This is a genomic window from Sutcliffiella horikoshii (genome assembly GCF_008180725.1).
Classification (GTDB): domain Bacteria; phylum Bacillota; class Bacilli; order Bacillales; family Bacillaceae_I; genus Sutcliffiella_A; species Sutcliffiella_A horikoshii_B.
On the sequence record NZ_VTEV01000002.1, the window covers coordinates 381847 to 408452 of the forward strand.

16 protein-coding genes and 1 pseudogene are annotated in these 26606 nt (G+C 40.0%); 9 read left to right on the forward strand and 8 right to left on the reverse strand.

The genetic code is table 11. The features are described 5' to 3' along the window. Window positions 1–243: 243 nt before the first annotated feature. The 5 genes and pseudogenes from FZC76_RS05840 to FZC76_RS05860 all read left to right on the forward strand — a co-directional run. Window positions 244–1008, forward strand: a complete 765-nt coding sequence (locus FZC76_RS05840; RefSeq protein WP_148987316.1) for a DUF4230 domain-containing protein — start codon at window positions 244–246, stop codon at window positions 1006–1008. A gap of 187 nt (window positions 1009–1195) precedes the next feature. After that, entirely contained in the window at window positions 1196–1885 is a 690-nt protein-coding gene (locus tag FZC76_RS05845; protein WP_262372437.1) for an EcsC family protein, read from the forward strand. 165 nt (window positions 1886–2050) lie between these two features. Beyond that, entirely contained in the window at window positions 2051–3895 is a 1845-nt protein-coding gene (locus FZC76_RS05850) for a ribonuclease YeeF family protein (protein ID WP_148987317.1), read from the forward strand. Window positions 3896–3907: 12 nt separating this feature from the next. Beyond that, the gene (locus FZC76_RS05855) at window positions 3908–4279 is read left to right on the forward strand and encodes an immunity 22 family protein (protein ID WP_148987318.1); all 372 of its coding nucleotides are present in this window, start codon (window positions 3908–3910) and stop codon (window positions 4277–4279) included. A gap of 325 nt (window positions 4280–4604) precedes the next feature. Continuing rightward, window positions 4605–4823 (forward strand): annotated as a pseudogene (locus FZC76_RS05860) (SMI1/KNR4 family protein); the annotation flags it as partial. A 177-nt stretch (window positions 4824–5000) separates the two neighbouring features. Here the strand turns inward: FZC76_RS05860 and FZC76_RS05865 are convergent. The 4 genes from FZC76_RS05865 to FZC76_RS05880 form a co-directional block, all read right to left on the reverse strand. Continuing rightward, window positions 5001–5195 (reverse strand): hypothetical protein, encoded by a 195-nt coding sequence (locus FZC76_RS05865; RefSeq protein WP_148987320.1) that lies wholly within the window; start codon window positions 5193–5195, stop codon window positions 5001–5003. A gap of 100 nt (window positions 5196–5295) precedes the next feature. Then, complete coding sequence (locus tag FZC76_RS05870) at window positions 5296–6642, reverse strand: short-chain fatty acid transporter (protein WP_148987321.1); 1347 nt, start codon at window positions 6640–6642, stop codon at window positions 5296–5298. A gap of 177 nt (window positions 6643–6819) precedes the next feature. Next, a complete protein-coding gene (locus tag FZC76_RS05875) occupies window positions 6820–7689 on the reverse strand; it encodes a BKACE family enzyme (RefSeq protein ID WP_148987322.1) in 870 nt (289 codons plus the stop codon). Between the two features lie 85 nt (window positions 7690–7774). Further along, window positions 7775–8581 carry a sulfite exporter TauE/SafE family protein gene (locus FZC76_RS05880; protein ID WP_148987323.1) on the reverse strand — a complete coding sequence of 269 codons (807 nt, stop codon included), beginning with the start codon at window positions 8579–8581 and terminating at the stop codon, window positions 7775–7777. A 182-nt stretch (window positions 8582–8763) separates the two neighbouring features. Here FZC76_RS05880 and FZC76_RS05885 point away from each other — a divergent pair, with 182 nt between their 5' ends. Continuing rightward, window positions 8764–9666, forward strand: a complete 903-nt coding sequence (locus tag FZC76_RS05885; RefSeq protein ID WP_148987324.1) for a LysR family transcriptional regulator — start codon at window positions 8764–8766, stop codon at window positions 9664–9666. Window positions 9667–9836: 170 nt separating this feature from the next. Further along, the gene (locus FZC76_RS05890) at window positions 9837–10331 is read left to right on the forward strand and encodes a hypothetical protein (RefSeq protein ID WP_148987325.1); all 495 of its coding nucleotides are present in this window, start codon (window positions 9837–9839) and stop codon (window positions 10329–10331) included. A gap of 72 nt (window positions 10332–10403) precedes the next feature. Here FZC76_RS05890 and FZC76_RS05895 read toward each other — a convergent pair whose 3' ends face one another. Further along, on the reverse strand, window positions 10404–10700 hold the full coding sequence (locus FZC76_RS05895) for a hypothetical protein (RefSeq protein WP_148987326.1): 297 nt from the start codon (window positions 10698–10700) through the stop codon (window positions 10404–10406). 1155 nt (window positions 10701–11855) lie between these two features. Here FZC76_RS05895 and FZC76_RS23405 point away from each other — a divergent pair. Continuing rightward, window positions 11856–18383 carry a 5'-nucleotidase C-terminal domain-containing protein gene (locus FZC76_RS23405; RefSeq protein WP_262372443.1) on the forward strand — a complete coding sequence of 2176 codons (6528 nt, stop codon included), beginning with the start codon at window positions 11856–11858 and terminating at the stop codon, window positions 18381–18383. 705 nt (window positions 18384–19088) lie between these two features. On the opposite strand, the gene FZC76_RS05920 is transcribed toward FZC76_RS23405, so the two are convergent. The 3 genes from FZC76_RS05920 to FZC76_RS05930 form a co-directional block, all read right to left on the reverse strand. After that, on the reverse strand, window positions 19089–19859 hold the full coding sequence (locus FZC76_RS05920) for a TerC family protein (protein ID WP_148987327.1): 771 nt from the start codon (window positions 19857–19859) through the stop codon (window positions 19089–19091). A gap of 605 nt (window positions 19860–20464) precedes the next feature. Then, window positions 20465–21187, reverse strand: a complete 723-nt coding sequence (locus FZC76_RS05925) for a bacteriorhodopsin (protein WP_148987328.1) — start codon at window positions 21185–21187, stop codon at window positions 20465–20467. Between the two features lie 702 nt (window positions 21188–21889). Further along, window positions 21890–22729: a TetR/AcrR family transcriptional regulator gene (locus FZC76_RS05930; RefSeq protein ID WP_148987329.1), complete on the reverse strand. Its 840-nt coding sequence runs from the start codon at window positions 22727–22729 to the stop codon at window positions 21890–21892. A 95-nt stretch (window positions 22730–22824) separates the two neighbouring features. Here FZC76_RS05930 and FZC76_RS05935 point away from each other — a divergent pair, with 95 nt between their 5' ends. Next, on the forward strand, window positions 22825–25902 hold the full coding sequence (locus tag FZC76_RS05935) for an efflux RND transporter permease subunit (protein ID WP_148987330.1): 3078 nt from the start codon (window positions 22825–22827) through the stop codon (window positions 25900–25902). The last annotated feature ends 704 nt before the right edge of the window (window positions 25903–26606 follow it).

Sequence of the window (26606 nt, forward strand, 5' to 3'; positions counted from 1 at the left end):
TAAATGGCAAAGGACCTGTTTTTTTTCATTATTATTTCCTCGTATTCCTACCATACTATCAGAATCTTGCAGAGCTGCAGGGATGTTCTTCTGAAATTCCATCCATTTCTCTGCTTCCTAGTTAATTAAAAAAATTACCTTTTTTATGTTATTACATAAAAATATTACTTTATTTATATAAATTTTCCTAAGATAATAGTATTTGTTAATGAATATAAACAAGAACAACTAAAGGAGAAAGAAATGATGCTTAACAGAGAGAGTATGGAAGAAAAGGATGAAAAGATTGCCCATCTAGAAAGACTACTAAATGAATTACAGGGAGCCCAACAACAAAGTGCTGCAACAACTGCGTTAACTCGAAGTGCAGGCCATATTCCTCAACATAGAGGGATATTTAAGAGCTTCTTAAAAACTAGTATGTTAAAGATTATTTTAACCATGTTTATACTATTAGTTCTCATCGGGGGAGTAATCTTGGTGTTTATCGGTGATACCTTCAAACAAGAGTCTGTCACTTACGTTGAAAGTGTCCAGGAGCTATCTACACTAGCGACAGTTAAAGCTCATATGAAAGTTGTTCTACAAGAAGAAGATAATAAAGTTTTCGGTAAGAATATCTCTACGAATCTATTTGGGACAAAGCGAGAAATACTAGTAGTCGTACCCTCGACAGTTATTGCCGGTGTTGATTTGAAGGGGGTTACTTCAAAGGACATGATTATTAATGAAGAGACAAGAGAAATAGATATCACCCTTCCTCATGCAAAGCTCATTCAAGATCCAGCTCTGCAGATGGATAAAATAGTAACCTTTGTTGATGGTGGGATTTTCCGTGATGATGTGGATTGGGAAGAAGGATTTGACCTAGCCAGTTTGGCTCAAGAACAAACTCGCCAAGAAGCCATCTCGGAAGGTTTACTTATAACAGCAGAGGAAAATGCAGAAATTGTATTAAAAGAGTTCTTTAAAAATATTAACTATACCGTTAATGTTAAGTTTGATTAAGAAGCAGGGGAAGGATCTCTGGGGAAACTTAGAGAGTTGTCATTTTAAATACTATAATATTCAGAGGACATATGTGTACCCCATGTTTTAGCCTCACATGTAATAATAAAGTCTATATTTCTAATATACTCTAAAAATTTCATACTAACAGTTCTTTTAAGCTGTATCTCAGGGAGGTCAAATAAGAGTGTCGACAAACAAATCACTAACCCAAGAAACTATTATGAAAGCGCTAGACTGGTCTTACGACAAAGCAGTTAATGGTGGCATACCTGGTATGGATACCGCTATTGAGTTGGCAACAAATTATGAACAAAAAAGTGGCTCTTTAATAGAAAATGTTAATAGTTTAATTAGGTGGCAAAATACAAAGAGTGCTACAAGTGGGTTTTTATCAGGTCTTGGTGGTGTTATAATGATGCCTGTTGCAATTCCAGCTAATATCACAAGTGTAATTTTAGTGCAAATTAGAATGGTCGCTGCAATTGCTCATATGGGAGGACATGATCTAAAGTCCGATGAAGTAAAAACATTCGTGTATGCATGTTTAGCAGGTAATGGAGCTAAAGACATACTGAAAAATTCAGGTATCCAAATAGGAAAGAAACTGGTTATAAGTGGTATAAAAAAGATTCCAGGCGAAGTAATTAAGAAAATAAATCAAGCTGTTGGCTTTAGGTTGTTAACTAAATTTGGAGAAAAAGGGGCTATTAATTTAGGTAAAATGGTCCCAATAGCTGGCGGACTAATTGGTGGAACTGTAGATGCAGTCTCTACAAATACAATTGGAAATGTAGCCAGAAAACTCTTTATAGAAGATTCTAATGTAAATAACCCTTACAATGATAGTGAACCAGTAATTATAGATATGAAGTAGATTTATGTATCAGAGAGACGAACCAATCATCGTCTCTTTTTTTAATCCCCTCATAGTCCATTCCTCTCATTTTCCAATCCCATGCAGGAATCTCCCCACCAATGTCGAACCGTCATACTTATGTATATACAGTTTCTGTAAATTGAAATCGAAAGGAGGCGAACCATGAAAGTTTTAGACGTATCCTCCCTGCACGATGGAATCAAGGGAATGAGCCGGCAACTGTCGGATCTCGAGAAGCAACTAAATGACATAGAGAACGAAATTCGGTCTTTTGTTGCCTCAAAGGATTCCTTCCGCGGCAAAGGGGCCAGTGCCATTAGGCGTTTCTATGAATACGCGCATCTCCCACTCTTGCAATTCTTCCAAAGGTTCCTGGCAAACTTTCAATCTAAGCTTCAACAACTGCAACTTGAACTCGACGGATTGGAAGGCAATTCACACGGGTTTATCGACGAAGGTTTCCTAACAGGTGAGCTAGAGGATGGCTTAAATCAGCTTAACCGAATGGTGACCGAGCTGACAGGGGAGACAAACGCCCAGCTCAGCCGTATCAGTGACATTGTGTACCTCCCAAGGCTGCAGGATCACCAATTCCACGAAGGTATCCAACAAGCCAAACAATCAGCAAACCAAACCGTGGACAAGTTGCACCAGTTCGACCACCGACAAACCCAGTCGTTCACAGCGTTAATCGAGGACCTGGCGCTAATTAATAGTTACATAGAAGAAATGAGCCAACAGTTCGCTTCTGATAAAATCAAAATGGCCAGCTTTTCGCCTGTTATGTTGCAGGACCTAGAGGCCTACGGAAAGCTGCAGACAAAGCTGTACAACCAAACTGTCATGCAGCGGTGGAACAGCGAACATTTTCCAGAGCTTGGCGTATTTTTTACGATAGGGCATGCGACATCGTTTGATCAATGGGTAAACCCGAGTTGCGTGAGGCCGGAATCCAAGAAGAAAACCGCTGGAGAAGCATTCTGGGACTTCACCAATGGCTTTGGAGCAGGAATCATCGACGCCGCCTCAGACACCTGGGATGGCATTAAACGCCTAGCCACAGAACCAGACCAAGTGCTGAAAGAAACGATAGAATTCTTAGACGCAGTAATCTCGGATCCAGCCATATTGCTAGAAATCGGCCACGAACTCTACAACTCCTTCAACGAATCTGTCATTCACGGCGATGCGACAAGCCGGGGCGAGTGGTTAGGCTACGCAGCCGCCATTATCGGAACATCCGTCGTAGGAGATAAAGGACTTTCCAAAGTTGGGGGTATTGCTGGGAAACTTGGTACCAAGGTGGAAGAAGAGCTTGATATCAAGTTGAAAGATCAGCAGGAGAAAGTGATAAGTTCGGTGAAGGGATCCTCTTCAGCTGGTTTGGAGCGGGTGCGTGAGTTGATGGGGGGCATGTTCCCGAACAATAAAATGGCTCCTTCTCTGGCGGGTGGACCAGTGAATGTAATTGATAGTTTTGGTTTAAATAATATACTAAAGGAAAAACAAAAGGATATTATTGCAAAAGTTGAAGTGAATTCGGTAAAGAATTCAAGTGAAGCTCATGAACCAACTACGAATATAACGGCAGAGGATATTCCAACTGCAAAAAGTGGAGATTTTAATCCATTTTTTAATTCTCTTACAACTAGTGAGTTAGATACACTTTGGAAAGACAAAAAGGTCAGAAAGAAAATTGAACGTCAGCTTAGAGCTCCTGGGGGTTTACATGAGTGGCACTTAGTTTCAAGGGCTCCACAATTTAAGTATTGGAATATTAGTGCAGAAGAGATCAAAGAATTAAGAACTGTTATATCAGATGTAAAATTTGTTAATCCAGATGGTGTACATGGAGGATTAGGTTCAACTAGAGCACATAATGAATTGCTAGCGATAATAGATACTTCTATAGACTATAATACATTTATAAGAAGACTTAATAATTGGGCCGACTATAGACTCGAGGGTGGCATTTCATCTTTACCATCAGGACTAAGGTTAAATTAGGAGGATCATTTAATGGAGAAAAAAGGATGGGTATCTATTTGGTTTGGAAATTTTAGTGGTAATTCAATAGGAGAGTATGTCGATTTAGGATATGATGACGACGGAGAATCAATCCCTTCCCAATTCTTTAAAGACTTTAAAATTGATATGGATGAAACGGATGAGGATACTATAGAAAAAGCAGTTTATAACAAAAGTAGTAATGAAATCAGTTTTTTGTTAAATGGATGTTCCTATGAAGAAATTATCTTACCAAAAATACAGGAAATCTGTAATATCAAGAAATCATATAATGCAGTTATTCTAATTTACAATTTTGAGTACAAAAATAATATTACATCTGCAGGAAACTTTGACTTTGTGTCAGCATTAAAGTACGAGTAAATGAAAAGAGGTAGCTAATGGGAGAAGCGGTGGGACGGACCTCTGCTTCTTTTCTATCTTTTATCAGTGGAACTCGCGAAATACTGCACAAGGTAGAAACAACAACCCGAAGTGAATACCTCAAGAAGCAGGGGGACGGACCTCTGCTTCTTTTCTATCTTTTATCCGTGGAACTCACGAAATACTGAACAAGGTAGAAACAACTAAATATTTTTTTAACAACCCGAAATGAATACCTCTCGAGTCAAATCCTTTCGATAAATATCGTAAAGTAAGGAAGCAAAGGACCGTCCCTCTGAATACTCTAATACTCTGAATAAAAAGATTTAGAGATTTAGGGTTGGAAGAGAATCTAGTTGTCATCGAAAGTGCAGGAGAATACGCTTATTGTCTATACACATCTAAAATGGAGAATAATGAATGCCCAATTATCGCATGGAATAGAGTAGGAGATCTAGATGAATACTACACAGCCAAGAATTTCTACGAGTTCTTATCACGTAGGTTATTGGATGCAAAGGAAGCGTGGGGAGAAGATTTTTAAGGTGACGGTTTAGAAGCAGGGGGACGGACCTCTGCTTCTTTTTATCTTTTATCAGTGGAACTCACTAAATACTGCACAAGGTAGAAAAGGAAGCACAGGGACGGACCTTTGCTTCCTGGCTTAAGGTGAAAGGTATGTTGCTACGCCGTTCGTGGTAGACCACTATTAATAATCTTATCAGCTAGAATCTCTGTTCTTTTCGATTTCTTCTTTCCATGTATTTAACTTAGAAACAACTTCATGAAAATAATCATGAAATGGATATGTCGCTGAAATCAGTAGTAATTCTTCTTCATCTAAAATTTTTAATTCATTATCTAACTTATTTAGTTCGGTAATGGAACCATATAGAAACTTAATCACTTTGTCCATACTAATTACTCCTAGTTTATTTTTTATATGCCAAATCTTCAAAGATTAACAAGTAATTTTTCTGAATAAACAAGATTGCTTCTTGGGTATCGTCCTATAACTAAATAAAAAGAAGACCTGCTCCTAATACTACTCCTGTTACGATCATTACTACTGCTGAATAACCCATGATATATCGAATGCCAAGACCTGTGATAGCAAGCAAAGCTAGTGTCCAAAATGGCTGGATGAGATTTGTCCAAGTATCTCCCCAAGCTACGGCCATCGCCACTTTTGGTATATCTGCCCCCAGTTGATTTGCTGCTTCAATAATAATAGGACCTTGTACGGCCCATTGTCCCCCACCAGAAGGAACCAGCACGTTAATGATACCAGCACTCAAAAAGGCCCATAAAGGCAATGTTTCTGCAGTAGCGAAGTTCAGTAAGCCATTTGCCAACGTTGTTGCAATACCTGTTCCTGCCACTATACTCATAAGCCCACCATAGAAGGGGAATTGCAATATTATTCCAAAGGATGCGGATGAGCCACCCATAATAGAACCTAGATACTCTTTTGAGTTTGAAGTAAATAATAATCCGGCTGCCAAGAAGGAGACAATAACGATATTGATATTCATGGCACCTCCGTTTAGGAAGAAGATAACAATGTACATGAAACAAAATAAACCTAAAATAAAGGTAATGAGCCGACTCTCTTCCAAACGTTCAGCAGGAGTGACAGGAGAACCAAAATTAATCGAATCCCCTCTTACATCTCTTTCAGCAGAAGCCGCTGAAACTTCTTCTTCAGCAGAAGCTGGCAAACTGATTCTTTCATTCTCATTTTTCGGCCGCATAAGTACGATGGTAATGAGTACAGAAATAACAACAGCAATCAATAGTATCAAATTGAAAGGAGCAAAAATTGTTTCAGATACGGGGATGATGCCCATCTGTTGTTCCAAGAAATGACCAGGGGTTGCGATTAGTTGTGGAATAGTTCCTCCATATCCTGCATGCCAGACAATCATTCCTGAAAAAGCGGCAGCAATAACTAAAGGATAATGAACCTTACCACGATGAATGATACCCATCTCACGGGCAACGATTGCACCTGCAATAATACCGAAACCCCAAGAAATCCAACTTAATACTACCTGCACTAAAATGGTCACGATATAAACCTGTACTTCTGTTTTTGGCAAGCGCGCAAAAACTTTTAATACTCTGTTGACAATAGGTGTTTTTGCTAAGGCAAACCCTGTCACTAACATAAGTGTAGCTTGCATGGTAAAGGCTAGAATATCAAAAAGCCCTTTTCCCCATAAATCCATTACCTCCTGAATACTTGAACCATGAAATAATCCGAGAATAAAGACAATGATGGTTAGACCAAATAATATAATAAATGAATCAGGGAGATATCTTTCTACTAATTTAGTAAACATATTGGAAAGATAGCGCAAACTTATTCACTCCTTGAGTATAAAAATTATACTGAGTTTACAATTTTAGTTAGTGCTACTGGAGAGTTTCTTTGGAGATTGTAATGCTATGCGAAGGTCATTTCTTACTAACCATAAACATAGCATTACATAATTAACTTCTTAATAGAGTGACTATAAATCCACGGACCTTATGATTTAGGTTGTAATGTAGCTTAACCCCAACAGTTCTCTTGCTTCTGATGTACTTGCTACCTCCCGATCCAGCTCATTAGCTATTCTTACTGCTCTCTCAATCAATTGAGATTGGCTTCCAACAAGTTCACCTTTGCGATAATAGATGGTATCTTCAGTACCGGTTCTTATATTCCCACCTAAACAGATTGCAAGATTTAAAGTAGGAACATGATATCTACCAATGCTTACTGCCTGCCAGCTAGAATTATCCGGAATTATATCAATCATTCGCAATAAATTTTCGGCAGAGTGCTGAATTCCTCCTGGTACTCCTATTACAAAACTAAAGTGGATCTTCCCTTCAATAATACCTTTATCAGCCATATCCATAACATTATAGATATGAGACAAATCATAGCACTCAAATTCAACCTCGATGTCCTTTTCTTTACAACCTTGGTAAAATTCCTTATTGAAACGATATGGATTTTCAAAGGTGTATTTGCGGCCAAACTCAAACGAACCTGCATTAATAGTTAACATATCTGGCTTTGGATCTAAATTTAATAGATTCATCCTGTCCTTTAACGTAAATTGTCTATCAGGTCTTTGACCAAGTCCATTCCCAACCTGGACAATCATTTCAGGGCAAACTTCCCTGATCCCTTGGATAATTTCTCTGTAAATGCCCAAATCCTCTGTCACTATCCCATCTTTATCGCGTGCATGGATATGTGCGACAGTAGCACCGGAAGAAAATGCTTCTTTCATAGAAAGAACAATTTCTTCTGGTTGTTCAGGCAAGATAGAATTTGTTTCTTTACCGTGTAACCCTCCTGTTGTCGCGCAAGTAATAATTAACTTCTCATGATTAGATAATGTTGTTTTCATTTAGTTACTTCCTTTCTATATTTTAATTTATTTCATTAGTTTAGGTAAGCGTTTTCATTTTGGTCATTGATTAATTTCGTTAAGTTTAAATCAACTTAGCAAACCAACTCCAACATGAAAAGGTTCCAACGAGAATGAGGAGGCTATAAACCAAGTGTTTAAATAACACATCATTAACTTGCTTTTGTATTAATTGTCCAATATAAAATCCTATTAATAATGGAACTATATAAATCATAACCACTGTAATAATTTTCACTTGGTTAAATTCTTGTTTAAAACTAAACAGTGCAACACTGATCACAATTGCATAGATGAAAATGAAATAGTAAAGGACGGTTGCTCTAAATAAGTCTTTTTTTAGTATTGGAATTAACGTTGCGATTACTGGGGGACCGGGTAACCCTACTGCTCCAGTAAGAACACCTGAACTTAGGCCAGCCAAGTAAAACCCCTTTGGAAGTTTTCGGGTAATTGTGGAATCTGTATCATTGGATACATTTGTTATTCGAGATAATCTTCTTTTTCGCCTTTCTTGTACCAGTTGAGCTATGACATAACTCAGAACGGATATTCCCACAAACCCTTCCAAATGGGCAACATTCATCTTTTTTCCTATTAATATGCCAAACCATAAACCTGGAAGTCCGATTACAATTAGTCGCCATATTAAATCCCAACGAGGTTGATGGACATTTTTCCACCCTTGTAGTAAAAGAGTGATCATAGCTAACATAATACTGATTAAGACAGCTTCATAACTTGGAAAGATTAACAGCAATAAAGGAATGGAAATGAGTGCAAAACCAAATCCTGTAATCTCTTGGACACCAGCTGCTCCCATAACCACTACGATACTCCAAAGCCATTGGTAAATAGTTAATTCAGCCATAACCTTTCTCCAATCATTTTAACTATATTTTCTTGGTTAATGTTTTAATAACCACCTCCTCTAAAGGAATAATTTTTTGAATGTTTTAATTATTTATATTTATCTTACATTTAAACTTTTGTAATGTATAATAACAATTATGCAACTACACTTGCGTTTTGCGCATATGAGGTGAACGTAATATGACCCTTGATCAACTTGAATATATCGTAGAGGTATTTAGAGCAGAATCTATTTCCGTTGCAGCTGATAATTTACATGTATCCCAATCCGGAATTAGTAGAGCCATTTCAAATCTAGAAAATGAACTAGGGGTTAAAATATTTAGGCGTTCAAAATTAGGAACGACCCCTACAGAAGAGGGAAAGAAAATAATAAAATATGCTTATGATGCGCTTCTGATCATAGGGAAGATAAAGGAAGAGGCTAAGCTCTATACAGGCTCTATTACTGGAAATTTAAAAGTAGCTACAACTACCGGCTATATGAAGCAATTACTTAAACCTCTATCTGACTATAAGAATGAGTTTCCGAACATAAATATAGAAGTTTTACAGATGGGAACCAAGGATATTATTAATTCTATTCAGGAGCACAAAATCGATATAGGAATAATCACCATTTACGGAGACTACAAAACGAAAAATAATAATTTAGACTTCGATATTTTTGTAGAAGGGAAAATGAAGTTGTGCGTAAGCAAAAATTCCCCTTTAGCGCTTAGTAGAGCCGTCACTCCTCAAGAAATATTAAACAACCAAAAGTTTGTTGTATACGACAATGATTTTATTAATTGGTTTCACAGTGATTTTAGCAATAAGTATGGTCCTGTTGATGTTTTATTTACATCCAATAATACCGATGTGATTAAAGAAGCAATACTGAATAATCTAGCTGTTTGCTTTGCAACAGACTTCGCTATGAAAAGTGACCCTTATGTCCTGAGCGGTCAAATAATTCTGGTGGACCTCTGGGATTATCACACAGCGAGCTTTTATTTTGGAAGAGTAATCTCCAATGGTCGATACCTATCGGCAAGTGCAAATAAGTTTTTAGATTTTATTAAAAGCGATCTTGATACATAGTAGCTTGAAAGTGGGACTGGATTGAAATTATCCGTAAAAGAGTTTCTCCAACTAGGTTTTATCGCTCAATGATTTAAACCAAACCTGAAGTTAATGAATTTAATTACATATTTTAGAAATTTACTAATATTATGGTAGTGGTTAAAAAAACCTATGTAGGAGGCGATGTTTTGGGGAGTGTTAAATTTTCTATTAGCTTATTGTTCTTTTGGATCAAGGGGAAGGTAGAGGTGGATAATAGGTTTGTTAAAACAAACTTGTCAAACACTATCTTAGGCATTATCCCAGCAGGTAAAGATCAGCAAAACATACCGCTGAAGAATATTTCAGGTGCGATGCTATCCTCTAAGTATTACTTTAAGCCAATGTTATTTGGCCTAATTCTCTTATTAATTGGATTGAATGCTTTAGGAGAAAACTTTTTCCTTGGGTTAGTCCTCTTATTACTTGGAATTGGAATCGCAGGAAATGGCATACAAACGTTATTAGTCATAGAAAAGGCAGGATCGCCATATTTCATTAGTGTGCCATTTTTCGAGAAATCAAAAATGGTTTCAATAAGCAATAGCATACACCAAGCGTTAGCCGATGACGTGGACAAAACCGATTTGAACATGTTTTTTGATAAAAAAGCTAAAAAAAATGCTAATGCTAATTTGAGCTGAAGTGACAAATAACTCTAAATAAAGTATTAAAGAACCCAAGCCACAAAAAATGACTTGGGTTCTAAAGTTATATCAGGCATTACTTCTCCATTTGTTACTAAAATCCAATACAAGCGCCATTATAATGGAAATAACGAACACCACAGATAAAAAGATAATACCTAAGATGTCATATATTCCAGAAAGTGCTTGGGCATATAAATCTAGTTTCAGTTTAATATACAGGAATAGAATCCCGACTGCAGACGTTATTGCGGGAACATATAAGCTTATTTTCGGATACTTTTTTTTCCCAACAAAATAAATGAAATAAGCAACTAAAATTGTTAGACTAACTACAATAAATAAACTTAAAAAGGCATCCATCATATCCATCCTTTTAATAGTAAATGAATTTCATTAAAACATTTTATGATAATAATCTGGCAACACTTTCACCGGCCAGGGAGGCAAGGGGACGAGGGAGGCAAGGGGACGGACCTCTGCTTCTTTTTATCTTTTATCAGTGGAACTCATGAAACACTGCACAAGGTAGATACATCTAAAGAGAAGCGGGGGGACGGACCTCTGCTTCTTTTTATTTCTTTTATCCGTGGCACTCACGAATTACTGCTCAAGGTAGAAACAACTAAATAATTTACTAACAACCGGGAGTGAATACCCCACGAGTCAAATTCTTTCCATAAAATATCGTAAAGTAAGGAAGCAAAGGACCGTCCCTCTGAATATTTTCCTTTCTAATATATGTAGACGCTTTGTACTCTGATAAGTTTCAGAAACAAAGGCATCGTTCCAGTAGGTTGCTAGTGCGTTTTTAATAGAAAAACGAATATTATTTATAGAAAATAGCCTTATTTTTATGGATAAAATTCGGTTTGGACACTTATCCTCTTGCTTCGGACAAAAAAAGTGAAAAAACACTAGGGTTCGGTCAATTCAGCAGCGACGTTCGGTCAACTTTCAACGACCTTTGGACACTCCAAAATTTCGTTCGGTCAATTGGCGGCAATCTTCGGTCAATTTACCCAAAACTTCGGTCAAATTTCCCGAAACTTTGGTCAAAAATCAAAAATCTTCGGACATTTTATCATTGAAGGGACAGGAGAGACGACACAACTTAAGTCGTCGTTCCTGTCCCTTCAGCCAACCCCTGAAACCCCTTCAGGAAAGAAAAGGAAGCGCTATCAAGAAGAATTTGTATTTACAGATAATTCTCTCCAATCTATAATGGGGAAGGGGGTTTTTGTTTAAAAAGGTTAGAAAAAGTCGAAAATCTGGGAATCTAGCTGTTATTTTCCGAATATTATCATTCTTATATTTTGCGGTAATTCTACAAATCTTCACATTAAATTAACACTAGATTCATAATATGACTTTACAATAATGTCTGGGTAGGCTTGACTGCATGAAAGAAATGTAGGTAATAAGCCTTATGGGTGCAGGACAATTTCCCCTAAAATGTAGTGAAGAATTCACCACGAGTCAACATAAGGGTCCATAATTTAAGAAAATGGGAGGAAGAAAATGAAAAGACAACACAAAAGAAGTATTAGTATTGTCACATTGGTGTTCTTGATTACAAGTTTATTTGCACCAGCGGCTAATACGAAAGTACATGCAGAAACTGTTGTTGCCACGGATCTCATTATTTCAGAATATATTGAAGGGGGATCTTTTAATAAGGCAATTGAACTATTTAATGGAACAGGGGCAGAAATTGACCTTAGCGGCTATACCCTGGAACATTACAATAATAGTGGGAGTGCCACGACAGGAGCAACCACAACCGATAAGGTATTAACATTAGAAGGAAAGCTTGCAAATGGCGATACATACGTTATTTCTCGCGAAGATGCACATGCTGATATTGTAGCTGTCGCAGACAAAATTGACACGAGCAAGCAAGTCATCAACTTCAACGGAAACGACCAAATTGTCCTGAAAAAAGATGGACAAGTAGTGGATTCCATTGGCCAAGTCGGCTCCGTTGATAATGTACTTGCAGATGTTTCTCTTGTTAGAAACAGCGATGTTTCAACAGGCGACATCGTCATTAACGACGCTTTTGATAGAAACACAGAATGGAATAACTTAGGGAAAGATATTTTCACTGACATAGGAAAACATACTTTCGGAACTTCCGACCCTGGTGAACCTACTGACCCAGAACCAGTTGATCCGACAATCACTGTTGCAGAAGCGCGCGAACTGGGTGAAAACAACACGGTCACAATCGAAGGTATTGCCACAACGAATACTGGACTTTGGGGCGGCGATTCATTCTATATGCAAGACGCTACTGCGGGAATGTTTGTTTATGGTAGTCCGAAAAGTGTAAAGCCCGGTGAAAAAGTTAAAATAACAGGTGAGCTAGTAACGTATAACAATGAATTGGAAATTAAGCCTACTAATCTAGAAATTATTTCATCTGGAAACGAACTTCCTGCCGCACAAGTTGTGACAGAAGTGGATGAGAGCACACAAGGTGAATTTTTAAAGCTTGAAAACGTTACGATTACGGATATGACGAAGGATTCTTATGGAACAGCAACGTTCAAAGCTGTATTCGAAAATGGAGAAAGCGTAACAGTCATTCACGATAACCGCACAGGCTCTAATTACGATGAACTTATCAAGTACTACAAAGAAGGCGATAAAGTACATCTAACGGGTGTTGGATCTATTAACAGTGCTGGCTATCACTTGAAAACTACTGGTCTAGATAGCTATGATTTAGTGAACAAACCTGCCGTGTATGTAACTCAACCAGAAGGTGTTGTAGAAGCAGGTACGAAAATTGAACTGAAATCCGGTACAGAAGGCGCTGAAATCTTCTACACAACGGATGGTTCAGAACCAACTACAGAAAGTACAAAATACACAGAGCCAATTGCTTTAGAAACTGGTGAAACAACTATTAAAGCAATCGCAGTTGTGGAAGGTACGGCGAGCGAAGTATACAGCTTTACGTACAAAATCCTTGATACAGAAGGCATCTTTATCCATGATATCCAAGGAAAAGGCCATGCTTCTGAATACAATGGTTCTTCGGTAACGGATATCACTGGTGTTGTCACACATGTTTTTGGTACAAGTAGCTTTGTCATGCAGGACGTTGAAAATGCAGACGAGGACAGTGCAACATCTGAAGCAATTGAAGTATACCTAAAAAACCATGGCGTTTTAGTTGGGGATACTGTTTCTGTTGATGGAAAAGTTACAGAATACGGTGGAGGCGCCAACCTCTCCAGAACACAGATTACTGGATTAACAGTAGAAAAGACAGGTACAGCAGACCTTCCTGCACCTCTAGTTGTTGGAGAAGATATCATCCCTCCAAACAAAATCATTGATAACGACAAACTAGAATCTTTTGATCCTGAAGAAGACGGCATTGATTTCTGGGAATCTGTTGAATATATGCGTCTGTCTTTCCCTGATGCTCTTGTAGTTGGACCGCCATATAACGGCGATGTTCCAATCATTGTGGAAAGCACAACAAATAACGAACTAAACGTTATGGGTGGATTAAATATCGCAGCTGACGATTATAACCCTGAAAAAATTATGCTAGATAACGTTGGAAATGACTACAAATCCGGCGATCAATTTGACGGTGATGTTATTGGTATTCTTTCTTATGCAAGTGCAGGCTACCAATTAGTAACAGACAAGAAGACTTTGCCGGAAGTTATCCCTTCAAGCATTGAGCCAGAAGTGACTCATATTGAACCTGCAGACGACAAATTGACTGTCGCAAACTACAATATCGAGAACTTCTCAAACAATACAGCAAATACTTCAGATGAGAAAGTGGCAAGAATCGCAAACTCATTTGTGGAAAATATGAAATCTCCTGACATTATTACGCTAGTAGAAGTGCAGGATAATGATGGCCAGACGGATTCTGGTAATGCAGATGCATCCGAGAGCTATGAGCGTTTGATTGATGCAATCAAAGCTGCTGGTGGTCCAACGTATGCATGGACAGATGTTGCACCTGAAAACAATACAAACGGTGGTGCACCAGGCGGAAATATCCGTGTTGGTTACCTATACAACCCTGAACGAGTGGAATTAGCTGATGCTACGGAAGGAAACGCAACTCAAGCAAATGCTTGGACAGAAGAAGGTAGCTTGACGCTTAATCCAGGTGTCATTAATCCAGATGCATTCGCAGATACACGTAAACCAATCGCTGCTGAGTTCGAATTCCAAGGTGAGCGTGTCGTTGTAATCGGAGCTCATCTGAATTCTAAAGGTGGAGACCAATCTCTATGGGGAGCAAACCAACCACCGAAATTAGGTTCAGAAGCAGAGCGACTTCAATTAGCACAAGAAATTAACACTTTCATTGATGCTGGACTTGAGAAAAATCCTGCATTAAATGTTGTTGTTGCTGGAGACATGAATGATTTCGAATTCACACCGGCACTTGAAACACTTAAAGGCGGAGTTCTGACAAATATGGTAGATTTAGTTCCTGCTGAGGATCGTTTCTCTTATTTCTACCAAGGAAACAACCAAGTATTAGACCATATCTTAGTTTCTAATAATCTAGTATCCAATACAGCAGTGGATATGATCCATATCAATGCGAACTTTACAGAAGCACAAGGACAGGCATCCGACCATGATCCTATGTTGGTTCAACTTGATTTAGCAGGGCCAGACCTGACACTTTTCCATACAAATGACACACATTCCGCATTGGATTTAATGCCAAGAACTATTACAGCACTAAAAGAACTTAGAGCTGTCAATCCAGATGCACTTCTTCTTCATGCAGGTGATGCATTCACTGGAACATTGTACTTCAATGAGTTCCAAGGTAAAGCGGACTTAGCCATGATGAATTTGATGGACTTTGATGCGATGACGTTTGGTAACCATGAATTTGACCTAGGTTCTTCATCAGAAGGCCATCAAGCATTGGTTGACTTTGTTAAGGGAGCAAACTTCCCATTAATAAGTGCAAACGTTGATTTTTCAAAAGATGCAAAGTTTGATGGACTATTTAATGACTCCATTGAATCTGCATATGAAAATGGCCAAATTTATGATGGCATCATTAAAGAAGTAAACGGTGAGAAAGTTGGTATCTTCGGGTTAACGACAGAAGAAACAGCTGATATCTCCAGCCCAGGATCCATCGAGTTCCAGAACTATCTAGAAGAAGCTGAAAAAGCAGTAGAATATTTAGAATCTCAAGGTGTTAATCGTATTGTCGCACTAACTCATATCGGATATGACGACAATGCAGCAGTAGATAATGACCTGGTTCTTGCGGAAGAAGTGGAAGGCATTGACGTAATCGTCGGTGGACATAGCCACACAGCATTAAAAGAGCCGGTAGTGGTAGCTAATGATGAAACACCAACGTTAATCGTTCAAACGGGTAATGCAAACAACAACCTTGGTGTGTTGAATGTTAATTTTGACGAAAATGGTGTTATCACTACACATGATGGGCGTATCATCCGAATCAACGATAGCATGGAAGAAGATCCAGAAGCAGCAGAAGTGCTTGCTCCATTTAAAAAACGTGTAGATGAAGTAGCGCAAACAGAAATTGGCGTGTCTACAACTAACACTTTAGAAAACCCGCGCACAGGCGGCGACAATACTAAGCCGAGTGTACGTAAAAACGAAACAATCCTAGGTAACTTGATTACCGACGGAATGCTTGCAAAAGCGAAGGATTTCACGGGCAAGAATGTCATCATGGCATTACAAAATGGTGGCGGAATTCGTGAAGCAATTAATGAAGGTCCGATCACGGTAGGGGAAATCATCACCGTTCTTCCTTTTGCCAACACACTGGCAACGATGGAATTGACTGGCGAGGAGCTTAAAGAAGCATTCGAAATCAGCTTAAGTCAATATCCAGGAGAAAATGGCGGTTTCTTACACGTAGCCGGAGGAAAAGTAGAGTTTGATTCTACGAAACCTGCAGGCGAACGTATCGTGTCCGTCAAGTATCTAAATCAAGACGGTCAATATGTAAAAGTAAAAGATAGTGAAACTTACACAATCGCAACGAACGCATTCACAGCAAAAGGCGGAGACGGCTATGACGTTTTTGCAAAAGCTTATGAAGAAGGTCGTGTAACAGATTTAGGTCTATCTGATTGGGAAAACTTCAGCAATCATCTTGTGAGTATTGGCAGTGAAGGAATCCCAACAGAAACAGAAGGCAGAATCACAGACGTAAAAGGTCTATTTGACTTAACTGTTATGCATACGAATGACACTCATTCAGCTTTGGAAAACATGCCAAAGACTGTAACAGCTGTAAAAGAAATCAGAGCAGAAAACCCAGATGCACTTCTACTTGATGCTGGAGATGCATTCACTGGAACCTTATATTTCAATGAATTCCAAGGTGAAGCCGAACTTGCCTTAATGAACTTGATGGGCATTGACGCTATGACATTCGGTAACCATGAATTTGACCTAGGTTCTTCAGCAGATGGCCATCAAGCACTGGTTAACTTTGTTAAGGGAGCAAACTTCCCATTCGTAAGTGCTAACGTTGATTTCTCAAAAGATGCGAAGTTCGATGGACTATTCAATGACACAATTGAAGCAGCTTATGAGAATGGTGAAATCTATAACGGTATCATCAAAGAAGTGAACGGCGAGAAAATCGGTATCTTCGGTTTAACAACAGAAGAAACAGCTGACATCTCAAGCCCAGGCTCCATCACTTTTGAAAATTATTTAGAAGAGGCAGAAAAAGCAGTTGCATCCTTAGAAGAACAAGGCGTTAACAAAATTATTGCATTAACTCATATCGGATATGACGACAATGCAGCAGTAGATAATGACCTGGTTCTTGCTGAACAAGTAGAAGGCATTGACGTTATCGTAGGTGGACATAGTCATACAGCATTGTCCAAACCTGTAGTGGTAGCGGAAGACGAAACACCAACTGTCATTGTACAAACTGGAAACTCCAATAGCAATCTAGGTTTGTTAGACGTAAGATTCGATGAAAATGGTGTAGTAATCGAAAATGACGGATACTTAATTAAAGTTAGCGACAAAGAAGCTGACCCTGAAGCAGTAGAAGTATTGGCACCATTCAAAGCACATGTTGATGAAGTGGCTAATCAAGAAATTGGCGTAACAACACCAATCGAATTAGAAAATCCACGTACAGATGGCGACAATACGAAGCCAAGCGTACGTAAAAACGAAACAATCCTAGGTAACCTGATTACGGACGGAATGCTTGCAAAAGCAAAAGATTTCACTGGTAAAAATGTCATCATGGCATTGCAAAACGGTGGCGGTATCCGTGCAGCAATTGACAAAGGTCCGATTACTGTCGGTGAAGTCATCACTGTTCTTCCATTTGCTAATACTTTGGCAACAATGGACCTTACTGGTGCTGAGCTGAAAGAAGCATTCGAAAGAAGTTTCAGCCAATATCCAGGAGAAAATGGCGGTTTCTTGCATGTAGCCGGAGGGGTAATAGAGTTTGATTCTACGAAACCTGCAGGGGAGCGTGTAGTATCCATTCAATATCTGGATGAGAATAGTCATCTGGTTGAAATTAAAGACGAAGAAACATACACAATTACTACGAACGCATTCACAGCAAAAGGTGGAGACGGCTATGACGTCTTTGCAAATGCTTATGCAGAAGGCCGTGTAACAGATCTAGGTCTATCCGATTGGGAAAACTTCCGCGACCACTTAGTGAGTGTTGGAAGCGACGGAATCCCAACTGAAATTGAAGGTAGAATTGTAGATGTAAGTGTAGATCCAGGGGAAGAACCGGGTGAACCAGGAGAGCCAGGAGAACCAGGTGAGCCAGGAGGAAATCCAGGTAACAAACCGGGTGAGAACCCAGGGAATAAGCCGGGAGAGAATCCAGGGCATAAGCCAGGAGAGAAACCAGGCAACAAGCCGGTTGACAAACCAGGAAAAGGTAATAAACTTCCGAAAACAGCAACAAATACGTTTAATGTTTTACTGACAGGACTAGTTTTCGTTCTGGCTGGTGGAGGATTATTCTTCTGGAATAGAAGAAGAGCTGCTTAAAGCGGGCAGAGGGGACAGGCGCGACGACCCTTCTAAGCTTTAAAGCGACATAAAGTATGGTGTGAGGATCTAAGGATCTTCACACCATATTTTTTGGTTGGAAATGGTGAATCTACTAACGGGGGGCTTTTGTGTGAAGCTAATGGTCGCGACTGCTAGAAAAGTAGTGATATTTTAATAAAAAATGCTTATTTTTTGCTGCTTAAATTAGGTTCGGTCAATTATTCTCTTGCTTCGGACAAATATAGTTGAATTTGAGTAAGGGTTCGGACAAATCCCAGCGACGTTCGGTCAACTTTCAACCACCTTCGGCCACTTCAATATTTGATTCGGTCAATTTCCGCAAAACTTCGGTCAACTTTCCCAAAACTTCGGTCAACTTTCTAAAATCTTCGGTCAAAATCCCGAAATCTTTGGACATTTACCAAACGCGGGTAGATGTGAGTATCGGGGGGGCAGGCACACCGCCCGGCTTTTGCTTTAATGTGAAAAAGTAAGGTTTATGAAGCATCATATTCTTCTTAAATAACTTTTTTCAAACAAACGTTTGATTAATTTCGTTTTTGAAGTTGGTGAATGTGGATTTAAAATACATCGAGTAATATCGACTATTTTCGCATAGTATGTTGGGATAGTTTATAGAAGGTGTTGAATTGCCTAAATAAAAAAGGGTTGCAGAACTTCGTGTCCCTGCAACCCAACCGATCAAGTTTCCAACTGTTGTACCTTTGGTTCCTCTTTCGAAAGAATCCACCCCAGTACCCCAATCAACACAAGTACAGCCCAGAACGTAATTTTCCAAGGAGCCCCTTTAGCAAATCCTTCTGACAGAATCGCCAGTTCCGGATGGGACAGTGCGTATACTCCAAGTTTCACCCCGACCCAACCTACCACAAAGAATGCAGCGGTCTCAAGCCCAGGGCGCTTTTCCAGCAAGGTAACAAAGTAGCCGGCTGCAAATCTCATGATGACTAATCCGATGATTCCCCCCGCAAGGATGACGGCGAAATGTCCACCGTCCAAACCACCGATTGTCGGAAGATTTGTTGTCGGAAGCATAACCGCAAGTGCAACTGCAGCAAGGATGGCATCAACAGCAAAGGCAATATCAGCAAGTTCTACTTTAATCACGGTCATCCAGAAGCCGGAGCCTTTCTTTTCCTCCGCATGCTTGATGAGCTTAGGCTTTAAGACATACTTTTTCAGTAAATGATATACGGCAATCCCCAACAGATATAATGCCCCTACAGCCTGCACCTGCCAAATGTGTACAAGGTAGGAGATGAGAAATAAGGATCCAAATCGGAACACAAATGCCCCTGCTAATCCGTAAAATAAAGCTTTCTTCCGTTGATTTTCAGGTAAATGCCTTACCATTGTCGCAATGACAAGCGCATTATCCGCCGCAAGAATTCCTTCCAGACCAATCAGAATGAGCAACACCCAACCGTATTCAAGTAACAATCCAATATCCAATTATTATCTTCCTCCGTTCTATTATTTTTGTCCATCATGTAAAACAAGGTTCATTTAAATGGAAGGTGTGGATGGTAACGCCAATGATCTTGGCGGGTTGTGAAGGTCCAAGGTTAATATCGAAACGGCATACAGTTTCAAGGTAACAATAAAGGTTAACCAGATTAATAGATTTTTTTCAGATAGGTGGTTCAATTAAGTTCGTTTTTCTCCTTTTTAAATGAGTTTTAGATGTTGGTTGACTTTGCTATCAACGTGCTGTTTAGATCGCCAATCCCTCCCTGAAAAATACAAAAAAACCTTTACCAACTGAATGGTAAAGGTTTGGAAATACACAAATATATCCCTTTACCATAATGGCAAAGGTCTCGCAAACAACGTCAACGTTGCCAGTTAAGCCGGTGATATTGCTATCACGTATTGTCGACATAACTGTCAGCTACTCCCCTTTGGAGTATATGAGCTCAAAGCTTGAGCGTAGCACTAACTCATGTGCTATTAAGAGTATCATATAATGTTCTGAATAATTTTGCAAGAGAAATTTTTTGTGGGGTGAGTGGACAGGCATGGTGACCCGCGTCGTCGTGCCTGTCCCCTATAATCAGCTATTGAATCGGCTGGGGTACTTTTGACGAATTCTTTCCTAACTTCTGCAAACCAAGTAAGTCAATGAGGCTAAAGCCAGCTTTGGAGAAAATGGGCAGAAACACAAAAAGTATGGTATCCGTTACTTGGCCAAAAAGATGAACACCAGAAGGGCCGAGAATCCAGAATGTAGGGTAACCGAACCAAAGTATGGTTAGGTATCCAGCCACAATGAGATAGAAGCGATGTAGCTTACTACTTTGTGCCATGGCCTTTCGTCTAAGGGGCCACCAGATGATATACATGATAAACATCAGGCCAACCCACCCTAACCCATACCAAAAGTACCTTACAGGAGTGGGAGATAAGTCTGCAATCAGCCCTGTCAAAATCATAAACACATCAGCAGCGATCAATCCTCCAATAAGCACTTTATCTTTTGGCATATAATGCATTGCGGTAAAAGCTAGCGCCACAAGTAAAAGCGGTGTCGTCACTAACCAGTCCAGGTAGCGTGCATAATAGGTTACCTTGTCTCCTATGGTGACATGGCCTTGCCCCAAAGCCATTGCCGAATAAGCAGTTCCAGACCAAGCGACAATAATGAAAGCAATTAGATATTCTGCCCTTGGCAACTTTTTTCGTTTAAACCCCATTACTGCAAAAATTACAGCAGCTAAAAACATGACAGCAACATAAAACCATAATAGATTAACCTCAAGGGGATACATCTCCGTGTACAAATGATTCAACTCGCTTTTTCAGTATTTTATATGTGGTTATTCTTTCCTGGAATGTGGAGTTTATTCTTTTGGGGTGGTGGTGTGAGGGGATGGGGTACGTTGACATGTTTTCACTTTAGAGAAGAAATACGGTATTAGGTACAGAAAGTTATTCAAGAATAATTGTTTTTAAACAAACGTATGATTAATTTTGTTTTTGATATTGAAAAGTGGGGGATGGGAAGGTGTCGAGTGATATCGACTATTTTTGCATAGTTTAGTGGGATAGTTTTAGAGGGTAAGTATCTATTTTCTACAAAAAACACAAATGAATTTCTTGTTAGATTTAAGTAAGGATCTTCACACCATAGTTCTTTGTTAGAAATAGTGAACAAATCTTTGTTACAGTGGGTTTTTGATAGAAAAACACGTAAATTTAATAGAAAATAGCTGAGTTTTTGTAGGTGAATTTTGGTTCGGACATTTATCGTCTCACTTCGGACAAATGAAGTGGAAAAAGACTAGGGGTTCGGTCAATTCGCAGCGATATTCGGTCAACTTTCAACCACCTTTGGACACTTCATAATTTCTTTCGGTCAATTGCCAAAACTTCGGCCAACTTTCATAAAACTTCGGTCAACTTTGCAAAAACTTCGGACATTTAACTAAACAAGGGCTGAGGGGACGGGCTCGCCGCCCCTCAATGGGTCGCGTTGCCTGTCCCTAAAACCCAAACCACCGATCCAACACCAACGCCACCCATTTGCCGTCAGCGTGAACCCGCACGTTCTCAATCAATCCTCTCCGAACGGCAAGCGGCAGGGAAGGTTCCATAATATCTTCGCGCAACATCTGTAACGATTCTTTAACCACCGGATCTTCTACTTCCGCAGCCTTACCATCAACCAAAGCAAGCACGTCTTCCCTTGAACCAGAATCCCCAATTTTCTCTGCATTTTTCAAATAAAAATCCAGTTCCTCCGTTATAAATGGAATGTTAGAATGCTTCGCAAGGCTGTCCGTTTTCTCGACGAGTGACTGACACAGCAAATCCATGTCCAAATCCACCTCGTAGAAAAGAAACAGCTCCGAATAGATTCGCAGAAACCCCTTGATACAATAAACAAGATCAAACTTGGTTGCCTGAACCTTATCTCCATAAATACTCTCCACCATTACCAAGATGTTCTTGGAAGTCTGAATATCATAAGAACGGGATTTGATCAGTAATTCCTGATTCAAAGAATGGGGCATTTCTTTTATAAGCACTTTTGCAAAATCGGCGTGTTTTGCAAAGAAGTGAAACATCAATTGGTAGAATTTATAAAGTAATTGGGGATCATTTTTACTAGAATTGACTAACTGGTCAGTTTCTGTTGTGACCTCCATGAAAAAGTGGTCAAGCATCTCAGTGATCAACTCGTCTTTTGATTTGAAAGACAGGTAGAAAGACCCCTTTGATATGCCGCATTGTTCTGTTATTTGTTGGATGGAAGTTGCTTCAAAACCTTGCTTCGCGAACAGCTCTGTCGCTTTTTCCATAATTAGTTGTTTTTTAGACATGTATTTTCTCCTATACTAATTCGTTGACATATGACCGGATAGTCATTAGTATATGAAATGGAGTATATAAAGTCAATAAAAGGGTAGGTGCAACCGTGAGAGGGTTAGTCAATTTTGTAATTAGAAATAAGCTGGCAGTATGGTTACTGACTATTATCATTACCGTAGCAGGAATCTATTCCGGTACAAAAATGAAAACGGAAACGATTCCAGATATCTCGATCCCATTTTTAGTGGTGATGGATGTTTATCCTGGAGCAACACCGGAAACCGTAATGGAGGATGTCTCGATCCCGCTTGAGCAGGTGGCGGAAGGGCTAGACAATGTAAAAGCTGTTTATTCCAATTCGTATTCCAACATTGCAAACTTACAGATTGAATATGAATATGGAACAGATATGGATGAGGCGAAGCGCGAGTTAGCTTCCGCACTCGACGATGTGGAACTGCCTGAGGGTGCGCAAGAACCGATGGTCACGGCCATCAGCATGAACATGATGCCTGTTGTTGCCTTAAGTGCAAGCAGTGAAACTGAGGATATCGTGGAACTTTCCGCAACTGTGGAAGAATCCTTGCTTCCGAAAATTCAAAAGCTTGAAGGTGTTGCATCTGCAACTATTGCCGGACAGCATATAGAAGAAGTCGAGCTTCGCTATAACACAGACCGTATGACGGAACTTGGGTTAACCGAAGACAATGTCAAACAGATGATTCAAGCAAGCAACTTGGATGTTTCCTTAGGACTTTACGAGTTTGAAGAGGGAGAAGAAGCCGTTTCGGTTGACGGGAAATTCATGACCGCAGCGGAACTGGAGGAAATGCTGATTCCAGTCACTCCGTCCGAAACAGTTCAAGTTCCTTTTGTAAAATTAAGTGATATTGCTGAAATCGAAGTAATTGGTAAAGTGGAATCTGTCTCCAGAACGAATGGAGCAGACGCTATTGCGATTCAAGTGTTGAAACATCCACAAGCAAACACGGTGGATGTGGTGAATGCAGTTAAAGAATTAATGGAAGAAGAAGAAAAACGTATCGATGGTTTAGTAGTGGATGTCACGCTTGACCAAGGAGAACCAATCGAGAAATCCGTGTCAACAATGGTGGAAAAAGCCTTGTTTGGTGGAGCGATTGCGATTTTAATCATCCTTTTATTCTTAAGGGATATTAAATCGACCCTTATCTCGATCGTGTCCATTCCGGTGTCCATTTTCATGGCATTTTTACTTTTAAACTGGATGGAAATTACGTTGAATATCATGACACTAGGAGCGGTAACCGTTGCAATCGGTCGTGTTATCGATGACTCCATCGTTGTTGTGGAAAATATATATCGAAGATTGCACCTGAAGGAAGAAAAATTAACGGGCCGCGAGCTAGTTCGGGAAGCAACGCTTGAAATGTTCAAGCCTATTCTTTCCTCGACGCTTGTAACGGTTGCTGTATTTGCTCCGTTAATTTTTGTTGGTGGAATGGTAGGAGAGCTATTCATGCCGTTTGCACTAACAATGACCTTTGCGCTTGGTGCATCACTAATTGTGGCGGTAACCATCGTTCCGGCGATGTCGCACTTCCTTTTCAAGAAAAAGCTCTATAGCGAAAAGACAGAAAGCGGCCATAAGGAAGTTGGAAAACTTGCAAACTGGTACAAAGGTGTCTTGAACTGGTCGTTGAACCATAAAATCATAACGTCTATTTTAGCGATTGTACTATTGGTCGGAAGTCTTGGCTTGACTCCTCTGATCGGATTCAGCTTTTTAGGAAGCGAAGAAGAAAAAGTCATGTACTTGACGTATACACCAGAAGCAGGGGAGTTAAAAGAAGAGACTCTTGAGAACGTAGAAGAAGTCGAAAAAGCCATGATGGAACGTGACGATATCGACATTGTCCAGCTATCTGTTACAGAAGGAGCCAATGAACAGATGGCCATGATGGGCGGCGGATCTGACGGTGTGTTGATGTACCTTATTTTTGACAAAGACATGGAAAACTTCCCAGAAGCAAGAACAGAAGTGGAAGACTATGTGTTCAATATCGGCCAATCCGGTGAATGGAAAAGCCAAAATTTCGCCACTGGAGCCATGGCTTCAAACGAGATTAGCTACACATTCTCTAGTGAAAACCTTGAAAACTTAAATGAAGCGGTGAAAAAGGTAGAAGACGCGATGAGCGGAACAGATTCTTTAGAAAATGTTTCGTCCACTGCCGAGGAAGCGTATGTGGAGCATACTTTGAAAGTTAGTCAAGATGAGCTGCTTCAATACGGTCTGACAGCAGGTCAAATCGTAATGATGCTGAGTCCGCAATTTGAAGAAGTACTGACAAATGTAGAAAAAGACGGCAAAACCCTTGATGTCATTGTAAAACAAGAACAACAAGAACAGCCAAAATCAATTGATGAATTGTTAGAAACAGAAGTACCGACTGCTATGGGTGGGACGATGCCACTTTCAGAACTTGTGGAAGTAGAAGAAGGCACCACGTTGAATACCCTAGCTAGATCAAAAGGCGAATACTATGCATCTGTCAGCGGAACGGTCATTGGAGATGACGTTTCCAAAGCAACAGCAGAAGTGGATGACGCAATCAGTGATGTGGAACTGCCAAGCGGCGTCACAATGGAAGTTGCCGGTGTGACAGCAGACATGCAAGAAACGTTCACGCAGCTCGGTCTTGCGATGCTTGCAGCGATTGCGATTGTTTACTTCATCCTGGTTGTGACATTTGGGGAAGGAGTAGCACCATTTGCGATTCTATTCTCGTTACCGTTTGCAGTAATCGGAGCCTTTGTTGGACTGTTACTTGCAGGAGAGACGATTTCCGTTCCAGTTATGATGGGACTACTCATGCTAATTGGTATCGTTGTAACGAACGCGATCGTACTTGTCGACCGCATCATCCACATGGAGCGTGACGGATTGACAATGCGCGAAGCCATCCTAGAAGCAGGCGCAACCCGTTTACGCCCAATCTTGATGACAGCTATCGCGACGATTGGAGCACTAATCCCTCTAGCAATTGACGGTGGCGGTGGTCTGATTTCAAAAGGCCTTGGTATTACCGTTATTGGTGGACTGACAAGTTCTACATTGTTGACACTGATTATTGTGCCGATTGTGTATGAAGTGTTGTCGAAGATGTTTAAGAAGAACCGTAGGGAAGTGCAGGAGAATTAGGTTTTTGATTAAGGGGAGAGGCGTCCGTGTTGTGGACGCCTCTCTTTTTTGTGGGGTGATGGGGCAGGCACGGTGCCTAAGTTCTATACTCCCGAAGGTTGATTGGAAACCGCGGTATTGTCTAATAGAAGCATTCTAATTGCCGAAATCGATGTGTGGCAGCAAGAATTGTCTAATAGGAGAGCTCTATTCGCCGAAAACCAGGTTCGAAAGCTAAGAACTGTCTAATACAAGTACTCTATTTGCCCGAATCGCCGTGTGAAATCCAAGAACTGTCTAATAGAAGCGCTCTATTTGCCCGAATAGCCGTGTGAAAGCCAAGAACTGTCTAATAGAAGCGCTCTAATCGCCCGAAGCTCAGTTCGAAAGCCAAGAACTGTCTAATAGAAGCACTCTAATCGCCCGAAGCTCGGTTCGAAAGCTAAGAACTGTCTAATAGAAGCGCTCTAATCGCCCGAAGCGCGGTTCGAAATCCAAGAACTGTCTAATAGAAGCACTCTAATCGCCCGAAGCTCAGTTCGAAAGCTAAGAACTGTCTAATAGAAGCACTCTAATCGCCCGAAGTTCAGTTCGAAATCCAAGAACTGTCTAATAGAAGCGCTCTAATCGCCCGAAGCTCAGTTCGAAAGCTAAGAACTGTCTAATAGAAGCGCTCTAATCGCCCGAAGCTCGGTTTGAAATCCAAGAACTGTCTAATAGAAGCG

What these genes read in the sequence shown, in the direction of transcription:
- FZC76_RS05850 (WP_148987317.1), top strand. Translation starts at nt 2,051, where the DNA reads ATGAAAGTTTTAGACGTATCCTCCCTGCACGATGGAATCAAGGGAATG.
- FZC76_RS05875 (WP_148987322.1), bottom strand. Translation starts at nt 7,689, where the DNA reads ATGAAAACAACATTATCTAATCATGAGAAGTTAATTATTACTTGCGCG.
- FZC76_RS05880 (WP_148987323.1), bottom strand. Translation starts at nt 8,581, where the DNA reads ATGGCTGAATTAACTATTTACCAATGGCTTTGGAGTATCGTAGTGGTT.
- FZC76_RS23405 (WP_262372443.1), top strand. Translation starts at nt 11,856, where the DNA reads ATGAAAAGACAACACAAAAGAAGTATTAGTATTGTCACATTGGTGTTC.
- FZC76_RS05895 (WP_148987326.1), bottom strand. Translation starts at nt 10,700, where the DNA reads ATGATGGATGCCTTTTTAAGTTTATTTATTGTAGTTAGTCTAACAATT.
- FZC76_RS05930 (WP_148987329.1), bottom strand. Translation starts at nt 22,729, where the DNA reads ATGTCTAAAAAACAACTAATTATGGAAAAAGCGACAGAGCTGTTCGCG.
- FZC76_RS05855 (WP_148987318.1), top strand. Translation starts at nt 3,908, where the DNA reads ATGGAGAAAAAAGGATGGGTATCTATTTGGTTTGGAAATTTTAGTGGT.
- FZC76_RS05885 (WP_148987324.1), top strand. Translation starts at nt 8,764, where the DNA reads ATGACCCTTGATCAACTTGAATATATCGTAGAGGTATTTAGAGCAGAA.
- FZC76_RS05840 (WP_148987316.1), top strand. Translation starts at nt 244, where the DNA reads ATGATGCTTAACAGAGAGAGTATGGAAGAAAAGGATGAAAAGATTGCC.
- FZC76_RS05865 (WP_148987320.1), bottom strand. Translation starts at nt 5,195, where the DNA reads ATGGACAAAGTGATTAAGTTTCTATATGGTTCCATTACCGAACTAAAT.